Source organism: Pseudochrobactrum saccharolyticum (genome assembly GCF_008801715.1).
GTDB lineage: Bacteria > Pseudomonadota > Alphaproteobacteria > Rhizobiales > Rhizobiaceae > Pseudochrobactrum > Pseudochrobactrum saccharolyticum.
This window is the reverse complement of sequence record NZ_VZPG01000001.1, coordinates 49,038-66,998: the sequence shown is the minus strand read 5'-3', so window position 1 is coordinate 66,998 and position 17,961 is coordinate 49,038. Positions and strand designations below refer to the sequence as shown.

At 50.1% G+C, this 17,961-nt stretch carries 18 protein-coding genes; 10 read left to right on the top strand and 8 right to left on the bottom strand.

Going from position 1 to position 17,961, the window contains the following annotated elements:
* Positions 1–85 precede the first annotated feature (85 nt).
* A complete protein-coding gene (locus F7P81_RS00395) occupies positions 86–1,264 on the bottom strand; it encodes a cystathionine beta-lyase (protein ID WP_151157979.1) in 1,179 nt (392 codons plus the stop codon).
* 315 nt (positions 1,265–1,579) lie between these two features.
* On the opposite strand from F7P81_RS00395, the gene F7P81_RS00390 reads away from it, so the two are divergent.
* The 5 genes from F7P81_RS00390 (at position 1,580) to F7P81_RS00370 (ending at position 7,383) form a co-directional block, all read left to right on the top strand.
* Positions 1,580–2,410: a phosphatase PAP2 family protein gene (locus F7P81_RS00390; RefSeq protein WP_170265198.1), complete on the top strand. Its 831-nt coding sequence runs from the start codon at positions 1,580–1,582 to the stop codon at positions 2,408–2,410.
* A gap of 287 nt (positions 2,411–2,697) precedes the next feature.
* Positions 2,698–3,729: an amino acid ABC transporter substrate-binding protein gene (locus F7P81_RS00385; RefSeq protein WP_151157976.1), complete on the top strand. Its 1,032-nt coding sequence runs from the start codon at positions 2,698–2,700 to the stop codon at positions 3,727–3,729.
* 358 nt (positions 3,730–4,087) lie between these two features.
* Positions 4,088–5,281 carry an amino acid ABC transporter permease gene (locus tag F7P81_RS00380; RefSeq protein WP_151157974.1) on the top strand — a complete coding sequence of 398 codons (1,194 nt, stop codon included), beginning with the start codon at positions 4,088–4,090 and terminating at the stop codon, positions 5,279–5,281.
* 1 nt (position 5,282) lies between these two features.
* A complete protein-coding gene (locus F7P81_RS00375; RefSeq protein ID WP_116088186.1) occupies positions 5,283–6,437 on the top strand; it encodes an amino acid ABC transporter permease in 1,155 nt (384 codons plus the stop codon).
* 196 nt (positions 6,438–6,633) lie between these two features.
* Entirely contained in the window at positions 6,634–7,383 is a 750-nt protein-coding gene (locus tag F7P81_RS00370; RefSeq protein WP_033315959.1) for an amino acid ABC transporter ATP-binding protein, read from the top strand.
* A 55-nt stretch (positions 7,384–7,438) separates the two neighbouring features.
* Here the strand turns inward: F7P81_RS00370 and F7P81_RS00365 are convergent, their stop codons facing one another.
* Complete coding sequence (locus tag F7P81_RS00365; protein ID WP_151157972.1) at positions 7,439–7,816, bottom strand: glyoxalase superfamily protein; 378 nt, start codon at positions 7,814–7,816, stop codon at positions 7,439–7,441.
* 88 nt (positions 7,817–7,904) lie between these two features.
* Here F7P81_RS00365 and F7P81_RS00360 point away from each other — a divergent pair, with 88 nt between their 5' ends.
* Positions 7,905–8,309 carry a GNAT family N-acetyltransferase gene (locus tag F7P81_RS00360; protein ID WP_151157970.1) on the top strand — a complete coding sequence of 135 codons (405 nt, stop codon included), beginning with the start codon at positions 7,905–7,907 and terminating at the stop codon, positions 8,307–8,309.
* Between the two features lie 3 nt (positions 8,310–8,312).
* Here F7P81_RS00360 and F7P81_RS00355 read toward each other — a convergent pair whose 3' ends face one another.
* Complete coding sequence (locus tag F7P81_RS00355) at positions 8,313–8,675, bottom strand: VOC family protein (protein WP_151157968.1); 363 nt, start codon at positions 8,673–8,675, stop codon at positions 8,313–8,315.
* 16 nt (positions 8,676–8,691) lie between these two features.
* Positions 8,692–9,219, bottom strand: a complete 528-nt coding sequence (locus F7P81_RS00350; protein WP_170265197.1) for a GNAT family N-acetyltransferase — start codon at positions 9,217–9,219, stop codon at positions 8,692–8,694.
* 299 nt (positions 9,220–9,518) lie between these two features.
* Here F7P81_RS00350 and F7P81_RS00345 point away from each other — a divergent pair, with 299 nt between their 5' ends.
* The gene (locus tag F7P81_RS00345) at positions 9,519–9,941 is read left to right on the top strand and encodes a VOC family protein (protein WP_151157964.1); all 423 of its coding nucleotides are present in this window, start codon (positions 9,519–9,521) and stop codon (positions 9,939–9,941) included.
* Between the two features lie 75 nt (positions 9,942–10,016).
* On the opposite strand, the gene F7P81_RS00340 is transcribed toward F7P81_RS00345, so the two are convergent.
* Both F7P81_RS00340 and F7P81_RS00335 read right to left on the bottom strand, forming a co-directional pair.
* On the bottom strand, positions 10,017–11,258 hold the full coding sequence (locus F7P81_RS00340) for an FAD-dependent monooxygenase (protein WP_151157962.1): 1,242 nt from the start codon (positions 11,256–11,258) through the stop codon (positions 10,017–10,019).
* Positions 11,259–11,439: 181 nt separating this feature from the next.
* Entirely contained in the window at positions 11,440–11,697 is a 258-nt protein-coding gene (locus tag F7P81_RS00335; protein ID WP_022710464.1) for a zinc-finger domain-containing protein, read from the bottom strand.
* A gap of 399 nt (positions 11,698–12,096) precedes the next feature.
* Between F7P81_RS00335 and F7P81_RS00330 the strand changes: the two genes are divergently transcribed.
* Genes F7P81_RS00330 through F7P81_RS00320 form a run of 3 tightly spaced genes read left to right on the top strand, consistent with a single transcriptional unit; the run spans position 12,097 to position 16,136 of the window.
* On the top strand, positions 12,097–14,301 hold the full coding sequence (locus F7P81_RS00330) for an RNA degradosome polyphosphate kinase (RefSeq protein WP_170265212.1): 2,205 nt from the start codon (positions 12,097–12,099) through the stop codon (positions 14,299–14,301).
* Positions 14,298–15,821: an exopolyphosphatase gene (gene ppx / locus F7P81_RS00325; protein ID WP_151157960.1), complete on the top strand. Its 1,524-nt coding sequence runs from the start codon at positions 14,298–14,300 to the stop codon at positions 15,819–15,821. Before F7P81_RS00330 ends, ppx begins: the two co-directional genes overlap by 4 nt.
* A gap of 21 nt (positions 15,822–15,842) precedes the next feature.
* A complete protein-coding gene (locus F7P81_RS00320; protein ID WP_075655672.1) occupies positions 15,843–16,136 on the top strand; it encodes a YciI family protein in 294 nt (97 codons plus the stop codon).
* Positions 16,137–16,228: 92 nt separating this feature from the next.
* On the opposite strand, the gene F7P81_RS00315 is transcribed toward F7P81_RS00320, so the two are convergent.
* On the bottom strand, positions 16,229–16,759 hold the full coding sequence (locus F7P81_RS00315) for a dihydrofolate reductase family protein (protein ID WP_151157958.1): 531 nt from the start codon (positions 16,757–16,759) through the stop codon (positions 16,229–16,231).
* A gap of 2 nt (positions 16,760–16,761) precedes the next feature.
* Entirely contained in the window at positions 16,762–17,916 is a 1,155-nt protein-coding gene (gene rnd, locus F7P81_RS00310) for a ribonuclease D (RefSeq protein ID WP_022710468.1), read from the bottom strand.
* Positions 17,917–17,961 lie beyond the last annotated feature (45 nt).

Genomic DNA, 17,961 nt, shown 5'->3' with positions numbered 1-17,961 from the left:
AAATGCATGAATGTCACACTATAAAAGCGGGGACAAAAGCACTGTTTTGTCTCCGCTTTTAGAAGCTTCCGTATTTTACAGATTATCAGACTGCAAATGCAGCCTGAAGTCCCTGTTGCAGATCGTCAATCAGATCTTGCGTATCTTCAAGCCCGATTTGCAGGCGGATCACCGGTCCTTCATAGCTCTTTGCTGCAACTGTCCGGTCGCCGAGTTGAACATGCACGGCCAGACTTTCATAGCCGCCCCATGAATAGCCGAGGCCGAATAGTTTTAGCGTATCGAGTAATTTATGGGCTTCTTCTTTGCCGCCTGAAGCGAGAACCACTGAGAAAACACCACTGGCACCTTTGAAATCACGTTTCCACAAGGCGTGATCCGGATGACTTTCCAGCGCGGGATGCAGCACGCGGGCAATCTGGGGCTGCTGTTCCAGCCATCGGGCAATCGTCAGAGCGCTTTGCTGGTGATGGTTAAGGCGGAGCCCCATGCTGCGCAGACCGCGCAGAATTTGATAGGCATCATCGGAATTTACGCACATGCCAAGGGCGGTATAGGCGTTTTCCAGCTGTTTCCAGCATTTTTCATTCGCGGAAATCATGCCGAACAGAATGTCGGAATGTCCTGAAGGATATTTCGTTCCGGCATGAATTGTAATGTCCACACCAAAATCAAGTGCTTTGAAATAAAGAGGCGTTGCCCATGTATTATCCATCATCACGACGATATCGTGCTGATGTGCGGCTTCGACAATTGCCGGAATATCCTGAATTTCAAATGTATTGGAGCCGGGTGATTCTGTGAAAACGACGCGTGTATTCGGGCGGATCAGTCCGGCAATATCCGCACCGATATGTGGCGGATAATATTCGATCTCAACACCATATTGCTTCAGCAGTGTATTTGCGAAGCGGCGTGTCGGATTATAAATCGTATCAACGAACAGCACGTGATCGCCGGCTTTCAGGAAAGCCAGCAGCGGCACGGTAACGGCAGCCAGACCGGACGGAACGAGCAGAGTGCCTGCGGAACCTTCCAGCTCGTCAATCGCACTGCATAAAGCGTCCGTTGTCGGTGTGCCATGCGTGCCATAGGTATATTTCTGGTTTTCCGTTGCCATGGTCGCAGCATCCGGAAACAGGACAGTCGAAGCGCGCACAACCGGCGGATTGACAAAGCCGTGATATGCATAAGGATCATTCCCGCAATGGGTAAGCATTGTGTTGATCCCTAATTCCCCCGTACCCTTTTCTGATTTGACCATAAAAACGCCTCCTGCTGCCTGTTAGTCTGTATTGTCTCGTGTGAGTCTTCGTTATTCGTGCTGAAACGGAATCGCTTTTTCTGAAAATATTTGTGTTTTCAGCGTGTTAACAGTGCCGTTTTTCATTTTCTGCAATAAGCCGGAAAATGACAGTTGCGACTAGAGCATAATCTTTGTGCTTTGTCCTGAAACCTTATGCTTTCTTTATGAGAAGCGGTAAAACGGATTTACAGCATAGTAAGAGATGAACAATTTTATTGATTGCAGCAGTTGCGGTGTGAGAGTTTTATGAGTTTAAAATATGAATTTTTAGAATTGAGAACCTCTGTTCAGGCGGGGCTGGCACGGCGTAAGGCGCAATCCGGGCAGCAGGCTGAATATGACAGGGCAGATCAGAGCGCGACCAATCTGTGGTCGTATCAGCTGACGCTGTTTCTGCTGGTTATGATTGCGGGTGCGGGGTTGCTTTTACCTTTTGACGGGGATTTGTCCCGCCTTGCCGTTTCCGTGCAGTGGTTGCCTGTAGAGATTCTGAAATCGCTGACGAATCTCGTATTGGCCGCTCCCTATGTTGCATTATTCACCGTCATTATTGCGGTCTGTCTGGTGAGACGGCACAGGTTGCGCGGGCAGGAAGGCTATGGCCTTAAAATTCCTGAGCTTCTGCAAAATTATAATCGTCTGGGCACGATTGCCGGTCAGAGCCTGTTCGGTATTTCTGCGATTCTGGGTGCCGGACTGATCGTGAATATTCTCAAATATTTTGTCGGCAGACCGCGCCCGTTTCTTATTGATAGTGCAGGGCCTTTTGGTTTCAAGCCGTTTGATTTCAGCCATGCTTATGTCAGTTTTCCGTCCGGTCACGCCTGTACGGCAGCTGTGCTGGCCACGCTGCTGGCGCTGTGGTTTCCGCGTTACCGGTTCTTTGCCTATGCAGGTCTGGCGCTGATTGCTTCAAGTCGTGTTTTCGTTCAGGCGCATTATCCGAGTGATGTGGTGACCGGCTTTGCTATTGGCACGATTACCACCTTGATTCTGGCGCGGTTTCTGGCGCAATCGGGTCTGCTGTTCCGTCTCGGGGAAGGGCAGCTATTTCCTGAACTGAAAAATATAATCAGCAGAAGAATCAAGCTGCAAGGCGCTTAAGTTAAGGTTTTTGAGGCAGGGCAAGCTGTGTTCGGGGAGCGGGCTGAACAATTTTCCGTGTTTGGACCCTTGACCTGTCGAAAATAATAGCTTTCGATAGGCACAGTTTTAGACGCATCCCGTTTCCGCCTTGCGGATCACAGGCTGAACTAAACCGGTTAAAGCCGGATATCAGGCTGTCAAAACGAAAAGCAGATCCGGTTCAGATTTTGCCGGATATGACAGAATGCCGAAATTGATTTTTGAATGCTGATAATAAGTTTAACGATAATGAGGGTGAGCATCATATGAAAAAGTCAACTTTACTCAAATTGGCCGGCGTGGCTGCTTTGACCGTTACAACCTCTGCAGCAATTGCCGGCACATTGGATGATGTGAAGAAAAAAGGCTTTGTACAATGCGGCACCAATACGGGTCTGCCGGGTTTTGCCGCCCCGAATGATAAGGGGGAATGGTCTGGTTTCGATGTTGACTATTGCCGTGCTGTGGCATCGGCTATTTTCGGGGACAAAACCAAGGCTAAATTTACACCGCTGAATGCCAAAGAGCGCTTTACTGCGCTGCAATCCGGTGAAATCGACATTCTTATCCGCAACACAACCTGGACAATCAGCCGTGATACATCTCTCGGTTTGGAATTTGCCGGTGTGAATTACTATGATGGCCAGGGCTTTATGGTCAACAGTAAGAAACTTCCGGATATTAAATCAGCATTGCAGCTGTCCGGCGCATCAATTTGCGTTCAGGCAGGTACAACAACTGAAATGAACATGGCCGATTATTTCAAGGCCAATAAGATGGAATATAATCCGGTCGTCTTTGAGAAAATCGAAGAGGCCAATGCTGCTTATGACAGCGGCCGTTGCGATGCTTACACAACGGATCAGTCCAGCCTTTACGGTGTACGTCTGGCGCTTTCCAACCCTGACGATCACGTCGTTCTTCCGGAAATCATCTCCAAAGAGCCGTTCGGTATTGTTGTCCGTCAGGGCGATGCACAATGGGCCGATGTGGCGCGCTGGGTTCATAACGCACTTCTGAATGCGGAAGAAGCCGGTATTACGCAGGCTAATGTTGAAGAGATGATGAAGTCTGATTCACCTGAAATCAAACGTCTTCTCGGAACAGAAGCTGAAACCAAGATCGGCATCGATCTGGGTCTTGATAATGACTGGGTTGTGAAGATTGTTAAAAATGTCGGCAATTACGGCGAGATTTTTGAACGCAATATCGGCACAACAAGCCCTCTGAAAATTGCCCGCGGTATTAATGCGCTGTGGACCAAAGGTGGTCTGCAATATGGTATACCAATCCGCTAATATCGGCGTATAATCAGAATAAGCACCTGCACCACATCATGTGGTGCAGGATAGCTTTCTGTACCTGAATATAATTGAAACATTGTAATTTTGTGCCGTCCGGAGCGTATCCGAAAAGCGGGGACCGGTTTTCGGGTCAGATACGCGTATAAGCAAATAGCTTGAGCATGAAACGCTTTTTGACGTGCAATAAAAACAAAAGATAGCTGAAAGATTGTACCGCTATTTAAGGTACCTGCCGATATGGCCGAAATCCCTGTCTGAAATTTATACTTTGATAATCCGGCTATAGGTGAAAAGGCGCAGGGGGCTTTTCAAATATCTGGTCAAATATCTGACAGCAGAGCATGAGGTGCGCATGGCAGATCAAAGCGCCGTAACCGGCAAGCGACAGGAAACACAAGTTTCCCTCCTGAATAATCCGAAAATGCGCGGATTATTTTATCAGGCGGTTGTTTTTATTTCAGTTTTTGCTTTGATTTATTGGATAATAGGAAATACAGCCGCAAATTTGCAGAGGCTGAACATTGCATCCGGTTTTGACTTCCTGAAAAGTCGCGCAGGTTTCGACGTCAGCCAGTCGCTGATTAGTTATGATGCGGATTCCAACTATGCACGGGCCTTTGTGGTCGGTCTTCTGAATACGCTTTATGTTGCTGTACTGGGTATCATTACAGCCTCGGTTATCGGATTTCTGGTTGGTATCGGGCGTCTCTCCGGAAACTGGCTGATCGCCAAAATCTGTACCATTTATGTCGAGACTTTCCGTAATATCCCGCCATTGCTCGTGATTTTCTTCTGGTATTTCGGCGTATTGTCGGTTCTGCCGGAAGTGCGCGGCAGCTATGCTTTGCCGTTTGATACTTATCTGAACAAGCGCGGGTTTTTCTTTCCGTCCATAATCTGGGGCGAGAATGCATGGCTTATATTTGCGGCTTTCGTTGCCGCTGTTATTGCAGCCTTTGTCATTCATCGCTGGGCACGTTTGCGTCAGGCAAAAACGGGGCAGATTTTTCCGTTCTGGCGTGTTGCTTTCGCACTGATTATCGGATTGCCGGCACTCGCATTTTTCATCACGGGAATGCCTGTCAGTTTTGATATTCCGAAACTTGGCTCATTCAATCTGACCGGTGGTACACAGGTAAAGCCTGAGTTTCTGGCGCTTTATCTGGCGCTGTCATTCTATACGGCATCCTTCATCGCGGAGACTGTGCGCGGCGGTATCAAAGGGGTTAGCAAAGGCCAGTCAGAGGCAGCGGCAGCTTTGGGCCTGCGCAGACCGCAGGCAATGCGCCTTGTTGTCGTGCCGCAGGCGATGCGGATTATCATTCCGCCTTTATCGAGCCAATATCTCAATCTGACGAAAAACTCGTCTCTGGCGATTGCTATCGGCTATCCGGATTTGATGGCTGTCGGCGGTACGGTGCTTAACCAGACAGGGCAGGCGGTAGAAGTTGTGGCGATCTGGATGGCGGTTTATCTCGGCATCAGCCTCATTACCTCTGCATTTATGAACTGGTTTAACGCGAAAATGGCATTGGTGGAGCGGTAAGATGACAAATTCAGACTTACAATATGTACGCTCGCAAATGGTTGATCCGATGCCGGCACCTGCCAGTCAGAAAGGCATTGCCTCATGGATGAAAGAAAACCTGTTTTCGAGCCTTAAAGATACCGTTCTGACAATCATGGGTATTTCGCTGATTGTCTGGTTTCTGCCGGGATTGATAAACTGGTTGTTTGTCAATGCTGTCTGGGCGGGGACTGACCGCACATTCTGTACCACAACGGTGCAGGGCGGTTTGCAGCCGGATGGCTGGTCGGGTGCCTGCTGGGCTTTTGTCGATGCAAAGCTCCAGCAATTTCTCTACGGACGCTATCCGGTTGATGAACGTTGGCGTGTGAAACTCGTGGCGCTGGTTTTCGTGATTTTGCTGGTGCCGATGCTGATCGGCAAGCTGCCGCATAAAATGCTGAACGCAGTTCTGTTGTTCATTGTTTTTCCGGTTTTCACCTATTTCCTGCTGGTCGGCGGTTCCTTCGGTCTGCGTTATGTTGAAACCTCGCTCTGGGGCGGTCTGCTGGTTACGCTGATCCTGTCCGTGGTGGGGATTACCGTATCGCTGCCGATGGGTATTCTTCTGGCTTTGGGACGGCGTTCCAATATGCCGGTCATCAAGACACTGTGCGTGATCTTCATTGAGGTTATTCGTGGTGTGCCGCTGGTGGCATTGCTGTTCATGGCCAGCGTCATGCTGCCATTGTTTATGCCGCCGGGCACCAGCTTTGATAAGTTTTTGCGTGCGCTGGTCGGCGTGTCCTTATTCGCTTCCGCCTATATGGCTGAAGTCATTCGCGGCGGCTTGCAGGCGATTCCGTCAGGGCAATATGAAGGCGCGGATTCGCTGGGCTTGAGCTATTGGCAGAAAACTCTGTTCATTATCCTGCCGCAAACGCTGAAACTTGCTTTGCCGGGTATTGTGAACACGTTTATCGGCTTGTTCAAAGACACAAGTCTTGTTTACATTATCGGTATGTTCGACCTGCTTGGAATCGTCAGGCAGAATTTTTCGGATGCCACTTGGGCAACACCGCAGACACCGGCAACGGGTCTTGTTTTTGCCGGATTTGTATTCTGGATTTTCTGTTTCTGTATGTCGCGTTATTCGCTATATATGGAGAGAAGGCTGGATACGAGCCATCGGTAAGCGGCTGCGGAAAACCGGGAGTTGGTTTTTCGCTCACAGCTGCCAAAGAACAGAAATGGTTTCATTCAGACGGATGAAACCATTCAATCGGGAATACCATCAGCGTTATTGCTGCGGATGGTCAGTGAGGGAATAAAGAATGAGCATGCAATCGGGCGCTTTGCTGAAGCCGACGATGGAAGAAACGGGAGCAATCATGGAAATATCCAAAACCGATGTCGCAGTCGATATTGTCGGAATGCATAAGTGGTATGGTGAATTCCATGTGCTTCGCGATGTTAATCTGCGGGTAATGCGCGGGGAGCGTATTGTCGTGGCAGGACCTTCCGGTTCCGGTAAATCAACGATGATCCGTTGCATTAACCGCCTTGAAGAACATCAGAAAGGCCAGATCATTGTGGACGGCAAAGAGCTGACCAATGATCTGAAAAAGATCGATGAAGTGCGTCGCGAAGTCGGTATGGTTTTCCAGCATTTCAACCTGTTTCCGCATCTGACAATTCTTGAGAATTGCACGCTTGCGCCGATCTGGGTGCGCAAAATGCCGAAGAAACAGGCAGAAGAAATTGCGATGCATTATCTGGAACGCGTTAAGATTCCGGAGCAGGCCAATAAATATCCGGGTCAGCTTTCCGGTGGTCAGCAGCAGCGCGTGGCGATTGCCCGCTCACTCTGCATGAAGCCGCGTATTATGCTGTTCGATGAGCCGACCTCTGCGCTTGATCCTGAAATGGTGAAGGAAGTGCTGGACACTATGGTCAGCCTCGCTGAAGAAGGCATGACCATGATCTGCGTAACCCACGAAATGGGCTTTGCGCGTCAGGTTGCCAACCGCGTGATCTTTATGGATCAGGGGCAGATTGTGGAGCAGAATTCGCCATCCGAATTCTTTGACAATCCGCAGCATGAGCGTACCAAGCTGTTCCTCAGCCAGATCCTGCACTAATTTTCAGAAACATATTAAAACACCCGCAGTGCAAATCGCGGGTGTTTTTTATTATCTATTCGTCATGCGGGCCTTCGCAGAACTGGATACGATTGCCGAACGGATCAATCACAGCCAGAACCCGACCCCATGGCTCATTTTCTATACCGGGGCGCAGGAAACGGTATTTACGACTGCTGATTTCCTTATGCAGGGTATCGACCCCCTGCATGCGCACGAAAATATTGGCACCGGGGCTGCCGTCACCATGATGTTCGCTGAGGTGCAACACCAGATTGCCGCGCGAAACCTGCATATAGAGCGGCATATTTTCAGCAAAGCGATGTTCCCAGTCACATTGAAAACCCAGATAGTCGAGATAAAATTCTCTGGCTTTCTCAATGTCGAAAATTCTGAAAATCGGGCAGACCTTCTCAAACTGGACATTGCTCATAAAATGTTCTCCGGTGTGTTTAGCCGTGACTATAAAATATGCCTGTAAAATTCATATTAAAACTATACAGGCAGTGATGGGAGAAAAAATGCAATATCAATGGCTGAACCAGCTGGAGCAAAAACATCATCAGAGTTTCTTTGAACTCTACACAAAGGAATGGTGGACGCAGAGCCGCTCTTATGACGATGCGATCAATATGCTTGTTCATTGCGATTTGATTATCGCCTGTTGTGATATGCAGGATCGCGTCATCGGTTTTGCGCGTGTGCTGACGGATTATACTTTTAAAGCATCGATTTTTGATGTGATTGTGGATGAAACCACGCGCGGACAGGGGCTTGGACAGGAAATTGTCTTACGCATCATCCGGCATTATGATCTGCAAAAAGTTCAGAGTTTTGAACTCTATTGCCCTGAACGGTTGGTTCCGTTTTATGAAAAACAGGGCTTTGTCAGAGGCTCATCCTGCCTGATGTTTCATCAGGTATAGTCTTTATAATCTCTGCATCAGCTCGATACGATTGCCGAACGGATCGTTGATATAGGCACGAAGATAACCGGCCAGCGGTTCATCCTCTGTCGATTCAATCTGATGTTCTGCGAGCATTGCTAAAAATGTGGACAAGTCATCAACCAGAAAAGCCGGATGCGCTTTTTGCGCAGGGGCAAAGCCGCGCTCAACGCCGAGATGAACTTTAAGATCACGCAGCTCAAACCAGCAGCCGCCGCGTTTTGCCAGATTGTCGGGTTTGGGAACCTCCGTCATACCTAACAGGCCGCTATAAAATGTGCGGGCTTTGTCCTCACCACCGGCAGGCATTGCAAGCTGAATATGATCCAGTCCGAGTATCGGCATTGTTTTCTCCTGTTGTTCAGGCAGGCAAGGTCGGTTGTATCAGCACGTAATTTTCATGGCGTTCACCCGGAAGTTCAAACCAGATTGAACCCTGCCTTTGGAAACCCTGTTGCCTGTAGAAGTGTAATGCAGGGTGGTTATCATGCAAGACCGAAAGCCAGATATGGCCGATATCTTGTGCTTTTACCGCTTCACGTGCCTGTTGCATGAGAGCAGAGCCGATCCCGCTTCCGGCATGACGGGCTCTGACATAAAGTGTGCTGATCTCTGCGGCTGTTGTCAGCGCATGCAGGCTTTCAGGCAGTGCGGCATGATAATCAATGGCAATATAGCCGAGCAGGTGACCATCCTGTTCCGCGACAATGATCTGTTTTGCGCCATCCGCGATCAGCTGATCAAAATATTGCAGGGTAAAACGCTGCAGAACATAATCAGCAAAAACAGTGCTGATACCTGCCTTGGCATAGGTATGCAGCCAGACTTCGATAGATAAAGCTGCCAGTTTTGCAGCGTCGAGGGATTTGGCCGTGCGATAAATTATCAAATTTGGCTCCTGTCTCAATCTGTCTGATTTGATGTAGTATGCTGCCACTGGAGTGTATCCCGAAAAGTGCGAAGCGGTTTTCGGGATACGCGTAAAACAAAGAATTAGAGCGGTTCTACTGATTCAATATTAACCGGAACCGCTCTAGAGCATTTCACAGTCAAGTTGGATCAACTTGACGCCCGTGATAATGCGGCAAATTAAAGAACCAGAGCGAGCACTGTGATCCAATCTGGATTTAAACCGCTCTAGCGCAGAAGTTAAACAGTCCTGCCAAATATTCTGAGGAGGAAATTATAATGAGCAGACTGATATTTGTGAACTTTCCCGTGCGTGATCTCGATAAGTCGATCAGCTTTTATGAGGCAATCGGAGCACGGAAGAATGATATGTTCTGCGATGAAACCGCAGCCTGCATGGTTCTATCGGACGTTATTCACGTCATGCTGATAACCCATGATAAATTCCGCCAGTTCACGCCCAAAAACATTGCCGATGCACATACTGTCAGCGAGGTTCTGGTATGTGTGTCAGCATCGGATAAGCAGGAGGTAGATCAGCTAGTCAGCAAGGCTGCATCTGCCGGTGGCAAGGCTGATCCGTCAGCTGTGCAGGATTATGGCTTTATGTATGGCCGCAGTTTTGAAGATCTGGACGGCCATATATGGGAAGTGATGTGGATGGACATGGAAGCTGCAAAGCAGGCCATGGCAAAAGACTAAAATATTCCCTGTCCCGTTCTGATCGCAATATTCGCTTTTGAACAACGGGACAGAGCCTGAAAAACATGATGCGGTTCAGGATGTAATGTCAGCCGCATCATATTGGTAAAGCCAGTCCAGATCGCGCAGGAAGTCTTCCGGTTTGCGTATTTTAAACAGCATGTTACGGCCAAGAGCCACAGGGCCGCTGGCGTGATAGGCAAAACGGTTGAGCTTGCCGCGGCGGGCAACTTTGGCAATGCGCGCCAGTCTTTGTTTTTCAAAAGCAGCGAGAGCTTCGCTGTGATCGCTTTGCTCCGGTGAGAGATGTGCTGCGAGCGAGGCCGCATCTTCAATTGCCATTGCTGCACCCTGTGCCGCAAATGGTGTCATCGCATGAGAAGCATCGCCAAGCAGCACAAGGCGCTTATCAATCACCAGCTTTGGCTCCGGCATTTCAAACATCGGCCAGAATGTCCATTGCGGTGCGGCTTTGATGACATCGCTGACAGCCTGAGACCAGCCTGAAAAACTGCGGATCAGAGCGGCGCTGTCGCCTTTCATGTCCCAGCTTGTGCCGATATCTTCACCATCGGTAATCGCGACAAAATTAAAGGCTTTACCGTTTTTAATCGGATAGGCAATCAGATGTGCGCCCTGACCAAGCCATGCTGAAACACTGAGTGTATCTTTGAGACTATCAAGAAAACTCTGTGGCAGCTTTTCAGCGGGCAGGGTGGTGCGCCATGCAATATGATCTGTAAATCGGGCGCGGCTGTCATTTTGCGTAGCCGCATTATTCGCCACAAGTCCGGCACGCTGCGCTGACCACACACCGTCGCAACCAAGCAGCAACTGTCCGCTATAGTCGGTAATCTGATCGTTGAGATCAACGCGGATCGTTACCTTGTCTTCTGAAATGTGATGGGACAGCACATTAGCGCCGAGATGCAAAGTAATCTGCGGATGGGCACGCACGGCTTTGAGCAGAACTGCCTGCAAATCCGCCCGATGGCAGGTAATATAAGGCGCATTCCAGCGTTGTTCTGCCTGGCTCCCAAGTTCCATGCGAATAAGCGGTTGTGCTTTCACACCGTCCATCAGATAGAGCGCATCAGGGCTGACGGCATGGGGCAGCAGGTCTTCCATAATGCCCAGACGGGCAAGAAGCCGCGTGGCATTGGGTGCCAGCTGCAAACCGGCTCCGACTTCGGAAAGTGCCGGTGCCTTTTCCATCATCAGCACGGAAAAACCCCGCTCTGCCAGAGCCAGAGCCGTGGTCATACCGGCAAGTCCGGCACCGGAAATAAGAATACGCTGATTATTCTGGTTTTGCATGGTTGCCCTCACAGCCGTTGAGGCAGATACCGGAAATATCTGAACGGGAATTTTATCCCGCTCTTATCCTTGCGCAACGGCATCTACAGAAACTGAAGCGTGGTGTCAGAGCAGTCTGAAAGAAAATAACAACTGCTCTGAAAGTGAAAAACGGGGCGCATTTTCACGGAGGCAGGCAGAATTATTCTGCAGCCGCAACCTGAGGATCGTTGAAGGTGCAACCGGCAGGCACAGTCTGATCTGCGCTCAGGGATGCATCGTGACGATAAAGGGTCGAGCAATAAGGGCAGACAACTTCTTCCTCATCGCCCATATCGAGAAACACATGCGGATGGTCGAATGGCGGATTGGCGCCGACGCACATGAATTCTTTAACGCCGATGCTGATGGCATTGTGGCCGGCATCGTTCTGAAAATGAGGGATGATATGATCTGACATATGACGACTCCAGTGATGGTATCACCTTAAAGCATTTATGCTTTGAGCGGAATCACTCGCCACATCAATGCGGTAACAACAAAGCGTGAGAGAGACAGCAGGCGGAACCTTGATGCCAGCAGCGCTCGGACGCATAATTTGGCTCTGATGTATCGCGAATAATGCAGGAGCGGAAGTGTTTTTTATAGTTTCTGCTGTAATCTCCGCTTTGTTAAGAATTTGTCATACAGAATGCATAAACGAACCTTAACAGGAGCACTGTTCAGAGGATCGAATATCGTCCGGTCTTTCCGGTAGTTTCTGAGTGCCGGCGATTTCAGAGGGATTGTTAACGTGTCGCATAAAAAAAATCATGGATCGGTTAAAGAGGCTGAACCTGTGGGTAATATGCCGGCATTAATGGCCAAGACAGATATTATTGCTGTTTCAGATATGTCTGCCGATGATGCTGTGCGGAACCTGTCTGAAAGTCCGGAGCGTTTTGTCAATCGTGAGTTCTCATGGTTGCAATTCAATAAGCGTGTATTGGCAGAGGCTGTGAACAAACATCAGCCATTGCTGGAACGTCTGCGCTTCCTGTCGATTTCAGCGGCCAATCTTGATGAATTTTTCATGGTGCGTATTGCCGGTCTTGCAGGGCAGGTGCGGGCAGGTGTGGCCACACGTTCAGCTGATGGCCGTACACCGCAGGAGCAGCTTGATTTTGTGCTGGCAGAAGTTGCCACTTTGCAGGTTGCGCAGCAGGAAACGCTGCAAATGCTGCGTCAGGAGCTGGCTCAGGAAAATATTGAGATTATCCGATCTGACCGCCTGAAAAAACACGATAAGAAATGGCTTGAGCACCATTTTCTGGATACGATCTTTCCGGTTCTCACGCCTTTGTCGCTCGATCCGGCACATCCGTTTCCGTTCATTCCGAATCTCGGCTTCTCGATGGCGCTGCAATTGTCGCGCATAACCGACAAGCATCCGATGGTGGCGCTGTTGCGTCTGCCGGTGGCACTTAGCCGTTTTGTTCAGATACCGTCCGAGGCGGGTATCTATCGTTTTATCACGCTTGAAGATGTGGTGAGTCTGTTCATTGAACGCCTGTTTCCGGGCTATGAAGTGCGCGGCGCCGGTACATTCCGCATCATTCGCGACAGCGATATTGAAGTGGAAGAAGATGCTGAAGATCTGGTTCGCCATTTCGAAACCGCGCTGAAGCGTCGTCGTCGCGGACGGGTTATCAGTATTGAGTTCGACAGTGATATACCGGAAGCGCTGCGGGTGTTCATGACCATGGAGCTTGGTGTTTCCGAGAGCCGTGTGAGTATTCTTCCGGGTCTGCTGGCGCTGAATATGATTTCAGAAATTGTTGCTATTCCGCGTGATGATCTGAAATTCACCCCCTATAATCCGCGTTTTCCCGAGCGCATCCGTGAGCATGGCGGCGATTGTTTAGCGGCAATCCGCGAGAAGGATATTGTCGTTCATCATCCTTATGAGTCTTTTGATGTTGTGGTGCAGTTTCTGCGTCAGGCAGCACTTGATCCGAATGTGCTGGCAATCAAACAAACACTCTACCGCACCTCGAACAATTCACCGATTGTGCGTGCGCTGATTGATGCGGCGGAAGCCGGTAAGTCGGTGACCGCGCTGGTGGAGCTGAAAGCCCGCTTTGACGAGGAAGCGAATATCCGTTGGGCACGCGATCTGGAACGTGCAGGCGTGCAGGTGGTGTTCGGCTTTATCGAGCTGAAAACCCACGCGAAAATGTCGCTCGTCGTGCGCCGCGAGGATGAAAAACTGCGTTCTTATGTGCATCTTGGCACCGGTAATTATCACCCGATCACCGCGAAGATTTACACCGACCTGTCTTTCTTTACCTCTGATGCCGATACGGCACGGGATGTGGCGCATATTTTCAATTTCATTACCGGTTATGCGCAACCGGCAGATGTTATGAAACTGGCTATCTCGCCTTTTACGTTGCGCCGCCGGATTCTGAAACATATTGAAAATGAGATTGAACATGCGAAAGCGGGTCGTCCGGCGGCGATCTGGATGAAAATGAATTCGCTGGTTGATCCGCAGATCATTGATGCCCTCTATAAAGCCAGCAGTGCAGGGGTGCAGATTGATCTGGTGGTACGCGGCATTTGCTGTCTGCGTCCGCAGGTTCCGGGTCTGTCAGACAATATCCGCGCCAAATCCATTGTTGGCCGTTTTCTTGAGCATTCACGTATTTTCTGTTTCGGTAACGGGCAGGATTTGCCGTCCAAAGAGGCAATTGTCTATATAAGCTCGGCAGATATGATGCCGCGAAACCTCGACCGCCGCGTGGAAACGCTGGTGCCTGTTACAAATGTGACCGTGCATCAACAGATTTTATCGCAGATTATGCTTGCAAATCTCTACGATAATCAACAAAGCTTTGAGGTACTTTCAGACGGAACCTCCAAGCGGATTAAACCCGTGGACGGGGAAGAAGCTTTTAACGCTCAGGAATATTTCATGACCAATCCCAGCCTGTCCGGTCGCGGCAAGTCTCTGAAATCGTCAGCACCGCGTTTGATTGCGCGTCACAACCGCGTTCGCGCAGAGCGAAACCGTAACGCATGACTTTGTCTCTGGCACAGGGCCGTTTGAAAGGTCTGGAACCGGTCGCAGTTATTGATATCGGTTCCAACTCCGTGCGTATGGTTATCTATGAAGGTATTGTGCGTTCTCCGACTATTTTCTTTAACGAGAAAATTCTGAGCGGTCTGGGTAAAGGACTGGCACAAACCGGACGTCTGAATGATAAATCGGTCGCCAGTGCGCTTGAGGCGCTGCGGCGTTTCCGTGCGCTGGCCAAACAGGCCGGTGCCACAAAAATCTATACAATTGCCACAGCGGCTGCGCGTGAAGCGGAAAACGGGCCGGATTTCATTGCACGGGCGGAAGAAATTCTGGGTGAAAACATCCAGATTCTCTCTGGTCGCGAAGAGGCCTATTATTCGGCGCTTGGTATTATTTCCGGTTTTCACCATCCGGACGGTATCGCCGGTGACCTTGGCGGCGGCAGTCTCGAACTGGTTGATGTGCATGGCGATAATCCTGACAAGGCGATCGGCAGCGGCATAACACTGCCGCTCGGTGGTTTGCGTCTGCAGGATTTGTCCGGTGGTAAGATAACGGAAGCTGCGAAAATCACCCGCAAATATGTCGGTGATGTCGAGTTTCTGAAAGAGGGCAAAGGCCGCACATTCTATGCGGTGGGCGGTACATGGCGAAATCTTGCCAAGCTGCATATGAGTGCCAAACATTATCCGCTGCATGTCATGCATGGCTATGCGATGGATCCGGAAGATGCCTATCACTTCCTCTATCGTGTGGCGCGCTTTGATATTGATCATATGCGCGGCATTGAGGCCGTATCCAAAAACCGCCGTCAGCTGTTGTCCTATGGTGCGACAGTGCTGATGGAAGTTGTTAAGCGTATGCAGCCGGCACAAATCGTATTCTCGGCAATGGGCGTACGTGAAGGCTATCTGTTCTCATTGCTCGCTAAAAAAGAGCAAAAACTCGATCCTCTGCTTTCCGCTGCTGAAGAGCAGGCGGTGCTGCGGTCGCGCTCACCGCGCCATGCGCACGAGCTGGCGAACTGGACCGGCTACGCGTTTGAGCAGCTCGGCTATGACGAGACCGAGGATGAATATCGTTATCGTCGTGCGGCCTGTCTGTTGGCCGATATCAGCTGGCGTGCACATCCTGATTATCGCGGCCCGCAGGCGCTGAATATTATTGCCCATGGCTCATTCATCGGGATTGACCATCCGGGACGTGCTTATATGGCGCTGGCCAATTATTATCGCCATGAAGGCGTAATGGATGATGATGCCGCGCCGGAAATTATTCGCATTGCAACGCCGCGTCTGCGCGAGCGGGCTCGGGTTCTGGGTGCATTGCTGCGTGTGGTTTATTTGTTCTCTGCCTCAATGCCGGGAGTAATCCCGCAGCTTAAATGGCGGCAGGAAGGCGATGTTCTGGCGCTGGTGGTGCCGGAGACCTATCGTGATCTGGTATCAGAGCGACTGGATAACCGGCTGAATGTTCTGGCCAAGGTAACCGGCAAGACACTGCGTTTTGCGGTTGAATAATTCAAAAGGCATGGTCGACGTATGGAAGACAACCACTTTATCGTCCGACTGAGCAATGCAAGGCCTGAACTCATGACATCAGAATTGGTGTCAGAACATGTGCATTGGCTTAAAAAGTTGGATGAAGAAGGGATGCTCATTATTTGTGGCCCATGCAGTGATAGTACCGCAATAATCATTCTTGCGTGCAAATCCCTCGCTGAAGCGCAGAAAATAGCTGCTAGCGATCCTTTCGCATCAGTAGGTGCTTATGGTTGTCGTGATGTTGTTGCTTTTAGGCCAGCCACACAAAAGAACAATTTTCTGCTTTCTTAGATGCAGTATGTTTTCTTTTGGGTAGAACTTAAGTCGGAAAAAAGCCGGTATGTACAGCATACCGGCTTTTTACAATGTCATATGAACAGAGCTTAACGCTTACTGTAACGCCCTTGCAGCAATCCGCTTGGAAAAGCCTGATGGTCGGTGAGTTTCCATTGGTTCATGGACATATCACCTTCAAACAGTCGCACACCTTTGCCGATTGTGGCCGGTACCCAGCTTAGAGTCAGTTCATCAACCAATTGTTGTTGCAGGCCCTGGCGCACAACATTGCCACCATCGAGATAGACATGCCTGAGACCACGTGCGGACAGCTCCGGCAGCAGATCGCTGAGTGTGCCGGTGAAGCTGGTTTCGCCATAAAGCGGTGTCAGCGGGCGGCTGGTCAGGACAACGACCTGCTTGCCTTCGTAAGGCCAGAAGCCGAATGTCAGTACTGTGTCATAGGTATTGCGACCCATAACCAGCACATCAACGTCAGCCATAAGAGCAGTATAACCGGTATCTTCAGGCGGATCAGTTTCGACCACAGACAGCCACGACAGATCATTGTCCGGACCGGCAATATACCCGTCCAGACTGATGCCCAGAAAAACGCTGACTTTGATCTTGGCACTCATGTTCAATCCAGCGGAACTGCTTTGATCTTGCGATTTTCAAACTTGATGCCGATTTTGCCTTCAATCATTTGCAGTGCTTTTTCACCGAACAATTCACGGCGCCAGCCCTTCAGAGCCGGTACATCTGCTGCATTACCCTTGGCAGCAATCTGATCAATATCATCGGAAGAGGCGACAACTTTCGGTGCTACACCGTGATCTTCGGTGATGATCTTTAGTAGCAGTTTCAGCACGTCAGAGGCCGCTCCGGTGCCTTCCGGCGCATTATATTGCTTCGGCAGGCGCGGCATATCCTCTTTCGGAATGCTCAGGGCTTCATTGATCGCTTCAACCAAACCTTGCGCATGAGAGGAGCGCTCCCAGCCTTTCGGAATAGTGCGCAGACGCGACAGTGCTTCGGCATCACGCGGTTGCTGCTGGGCGATTTCCTGAATCGTATCGTCTTTGATTACACGTCCACGCGGAACATTGCGTTCACGTGCTGCACGTTCGCGCCATGCGGCAACCTTCTGCATGACGGCCAGTTCGGCAGGTTTGCGCAGGCGGATTTTCAGACGTTTCCACGCATCATCAGGATGCATGTCATAGGTCTCGCGGGCGGTAAGAATGCGGATTTCTTCGCTCACCCAGTCATTGCGGCCTTCTTTAGTCAGGCGATCCTGCAAATAGAGATAGACATCGCGCAGATGGGTCACATCTGCCAGTGCGTAATCCAGTTGTTTGTCGCTCAGCGGACGGCGGCGCCAGTCGGTAAAGCGGGACGACTTGTCCAGATTTACACCGGTGATACGGGCAACCAGCTGGTCATAGGAAATGGCATCGCCAAAACCGCAAACCATCGCTGCGACCTGTGTATCAAATACCGGCTCAGGGATCAGATTTCCGAGGTGGAAAACGATTTCTATATCCTGCCGCGCTGCGTGAAACACTTTGACGACAGATTTATCCGCCATCAGGGCGAAGAAAGAGCTGAGATCAATACCCGGTGCCAGTGCATCCACCAATGCTGTTGTGTCCGGCGATGCCATCTGGATCAGGCAAAGTTCCGGCCAGAAAGTAGTTTCACGAATGAATTCGGTATCCACAGTGACAAAATCAGATTTTGAAAGCTGTGAAACGGCCTGTTCAAGACCCTGTGTTGTCGTAATGAGTTCCATGATTTTTCTATAAACAATCGCAATAGCTTTGTCGCGGGGGCGTAA

What these genes read in the sequence shown, in the direction of transcription:
- F7P81_RS00395 (WP_151157979.1), bottom strand. Translation starts at nt 1,264, where the DNA reads ATGGTCAAATCAGAAAAGGGTACGGGGGAATTAGGGATCAACACAATG.
- F7P81_RS00385 (WP_151157976.1), top strand. Translation starts at nt 2,698, where the DNA reads ATGAAAAAGTCAACTTTACTCAAATTGGCCGGCGTGGCTGCTTTGACC.
- F7P81_RS00380 (WP_151157974.1), top strand. Translation starts at nt 4,088, where the DNA reads ATGGCAGATCAAAGCGCCGTAACCGGCAAGCGACAGGAAACACAAGTT.
- F7P81_RS00375 (WP_116088186.1), top strand. Translation starts at nt 5,283, where the DNA reads ATGACAAATTCAGACTTACAATATGTACGCTCGCAAATGGTTGATCCG.
- F7P81_RS00370 (WP_033315959.1), top strand. Translation starts at nt 6,634, where the DNA reads ATGGAAATATCCAAAACCGATGTCGCAGTCGATATTGTCGGAATGCAT.
- F7P81_RS00365 (WP_151157972.1), bottom strand. Translation starts at nt 7,816, where the DNA reads ATGAGCAATGTCCAGTTTGAGAAGGTCTGCCCGATTTTCAGAATTTTC.
- F7P81_RS00360 (WP_151157970.1), top strand. Translation starts at nt 7,905, where the DNA reads ATGCAATATCAATGGCTGAACCAGCTGGAGCAAAAACATCATCAGAGT.
- F7P81_RS00355 (WP_151157968.1), bottom strand. Translation starts at nt 8,675, where the DNA reads ATGCCGATACTCGGACTGGATCATATTCAGCTTGCAATGCCTGCCGGT.
- F7P81_RS00345 (WP_151157964.1), top strand. Translation starts at nt 9,519, where the DNA reads ATGAGCAGACTGATATTTGTGAACTTTCCCGTGCGTGATCTCGATAAG.
- F7P81_RS00340 (WP_151157962.1), bottom strand. Translation starts at nt 11,258, where the DNA reads ATGCAAAACCAGAATAATCAGCGTATTCTTATTTCCGGTGCCGGACTT.
- F7P81_RS00335 (WP_022710464.1), bottom strand. Translation starts at nt 11,697, where the DNA reads ATGTCAGATCATATCATCCCTCATTTTCAGAACGATGCCGGCCACAAT.
- F7P81_RS00330 (WP_170265212.1), top strand. Translation starts at nt 12,097, where the DNA reads ATGGCCAAGACAGATATTATTGCTGTTTCAGATATGTCTGCCGATGAT.
- ppx (WP_151157960.1), top strand. Translation starts at nt 14,298, where the DNA reads ATGACTTTGTCTCTGGCACAGGGCCGTTTGAAAGGTCTGGAACCGGTC.
- F7P81_RS00320 (WP_075655672.1), top strand. Translation starts at nt 15,843, where the DNA reads ATGGAAGACAACCACTTTATCGTCCGACTGAGCAATGCAAGGCCTGAA.
- F7P81_RS00315 (WP_151157958.1), bottom strand. Translation starts at nt 16,759, where the DNA reads ATGAGTGCCAAGATCAAAGTCAGCGTTTTTCTGGGCATCAGTCTGGAC.
- rnd (WP_022710468.1), bottom strand. Translation starts at nt 17,916, where the DNA reads ATGGAACTCATTACGACAACACAGGGTCTTGAACAGGCCGTTTCACAG.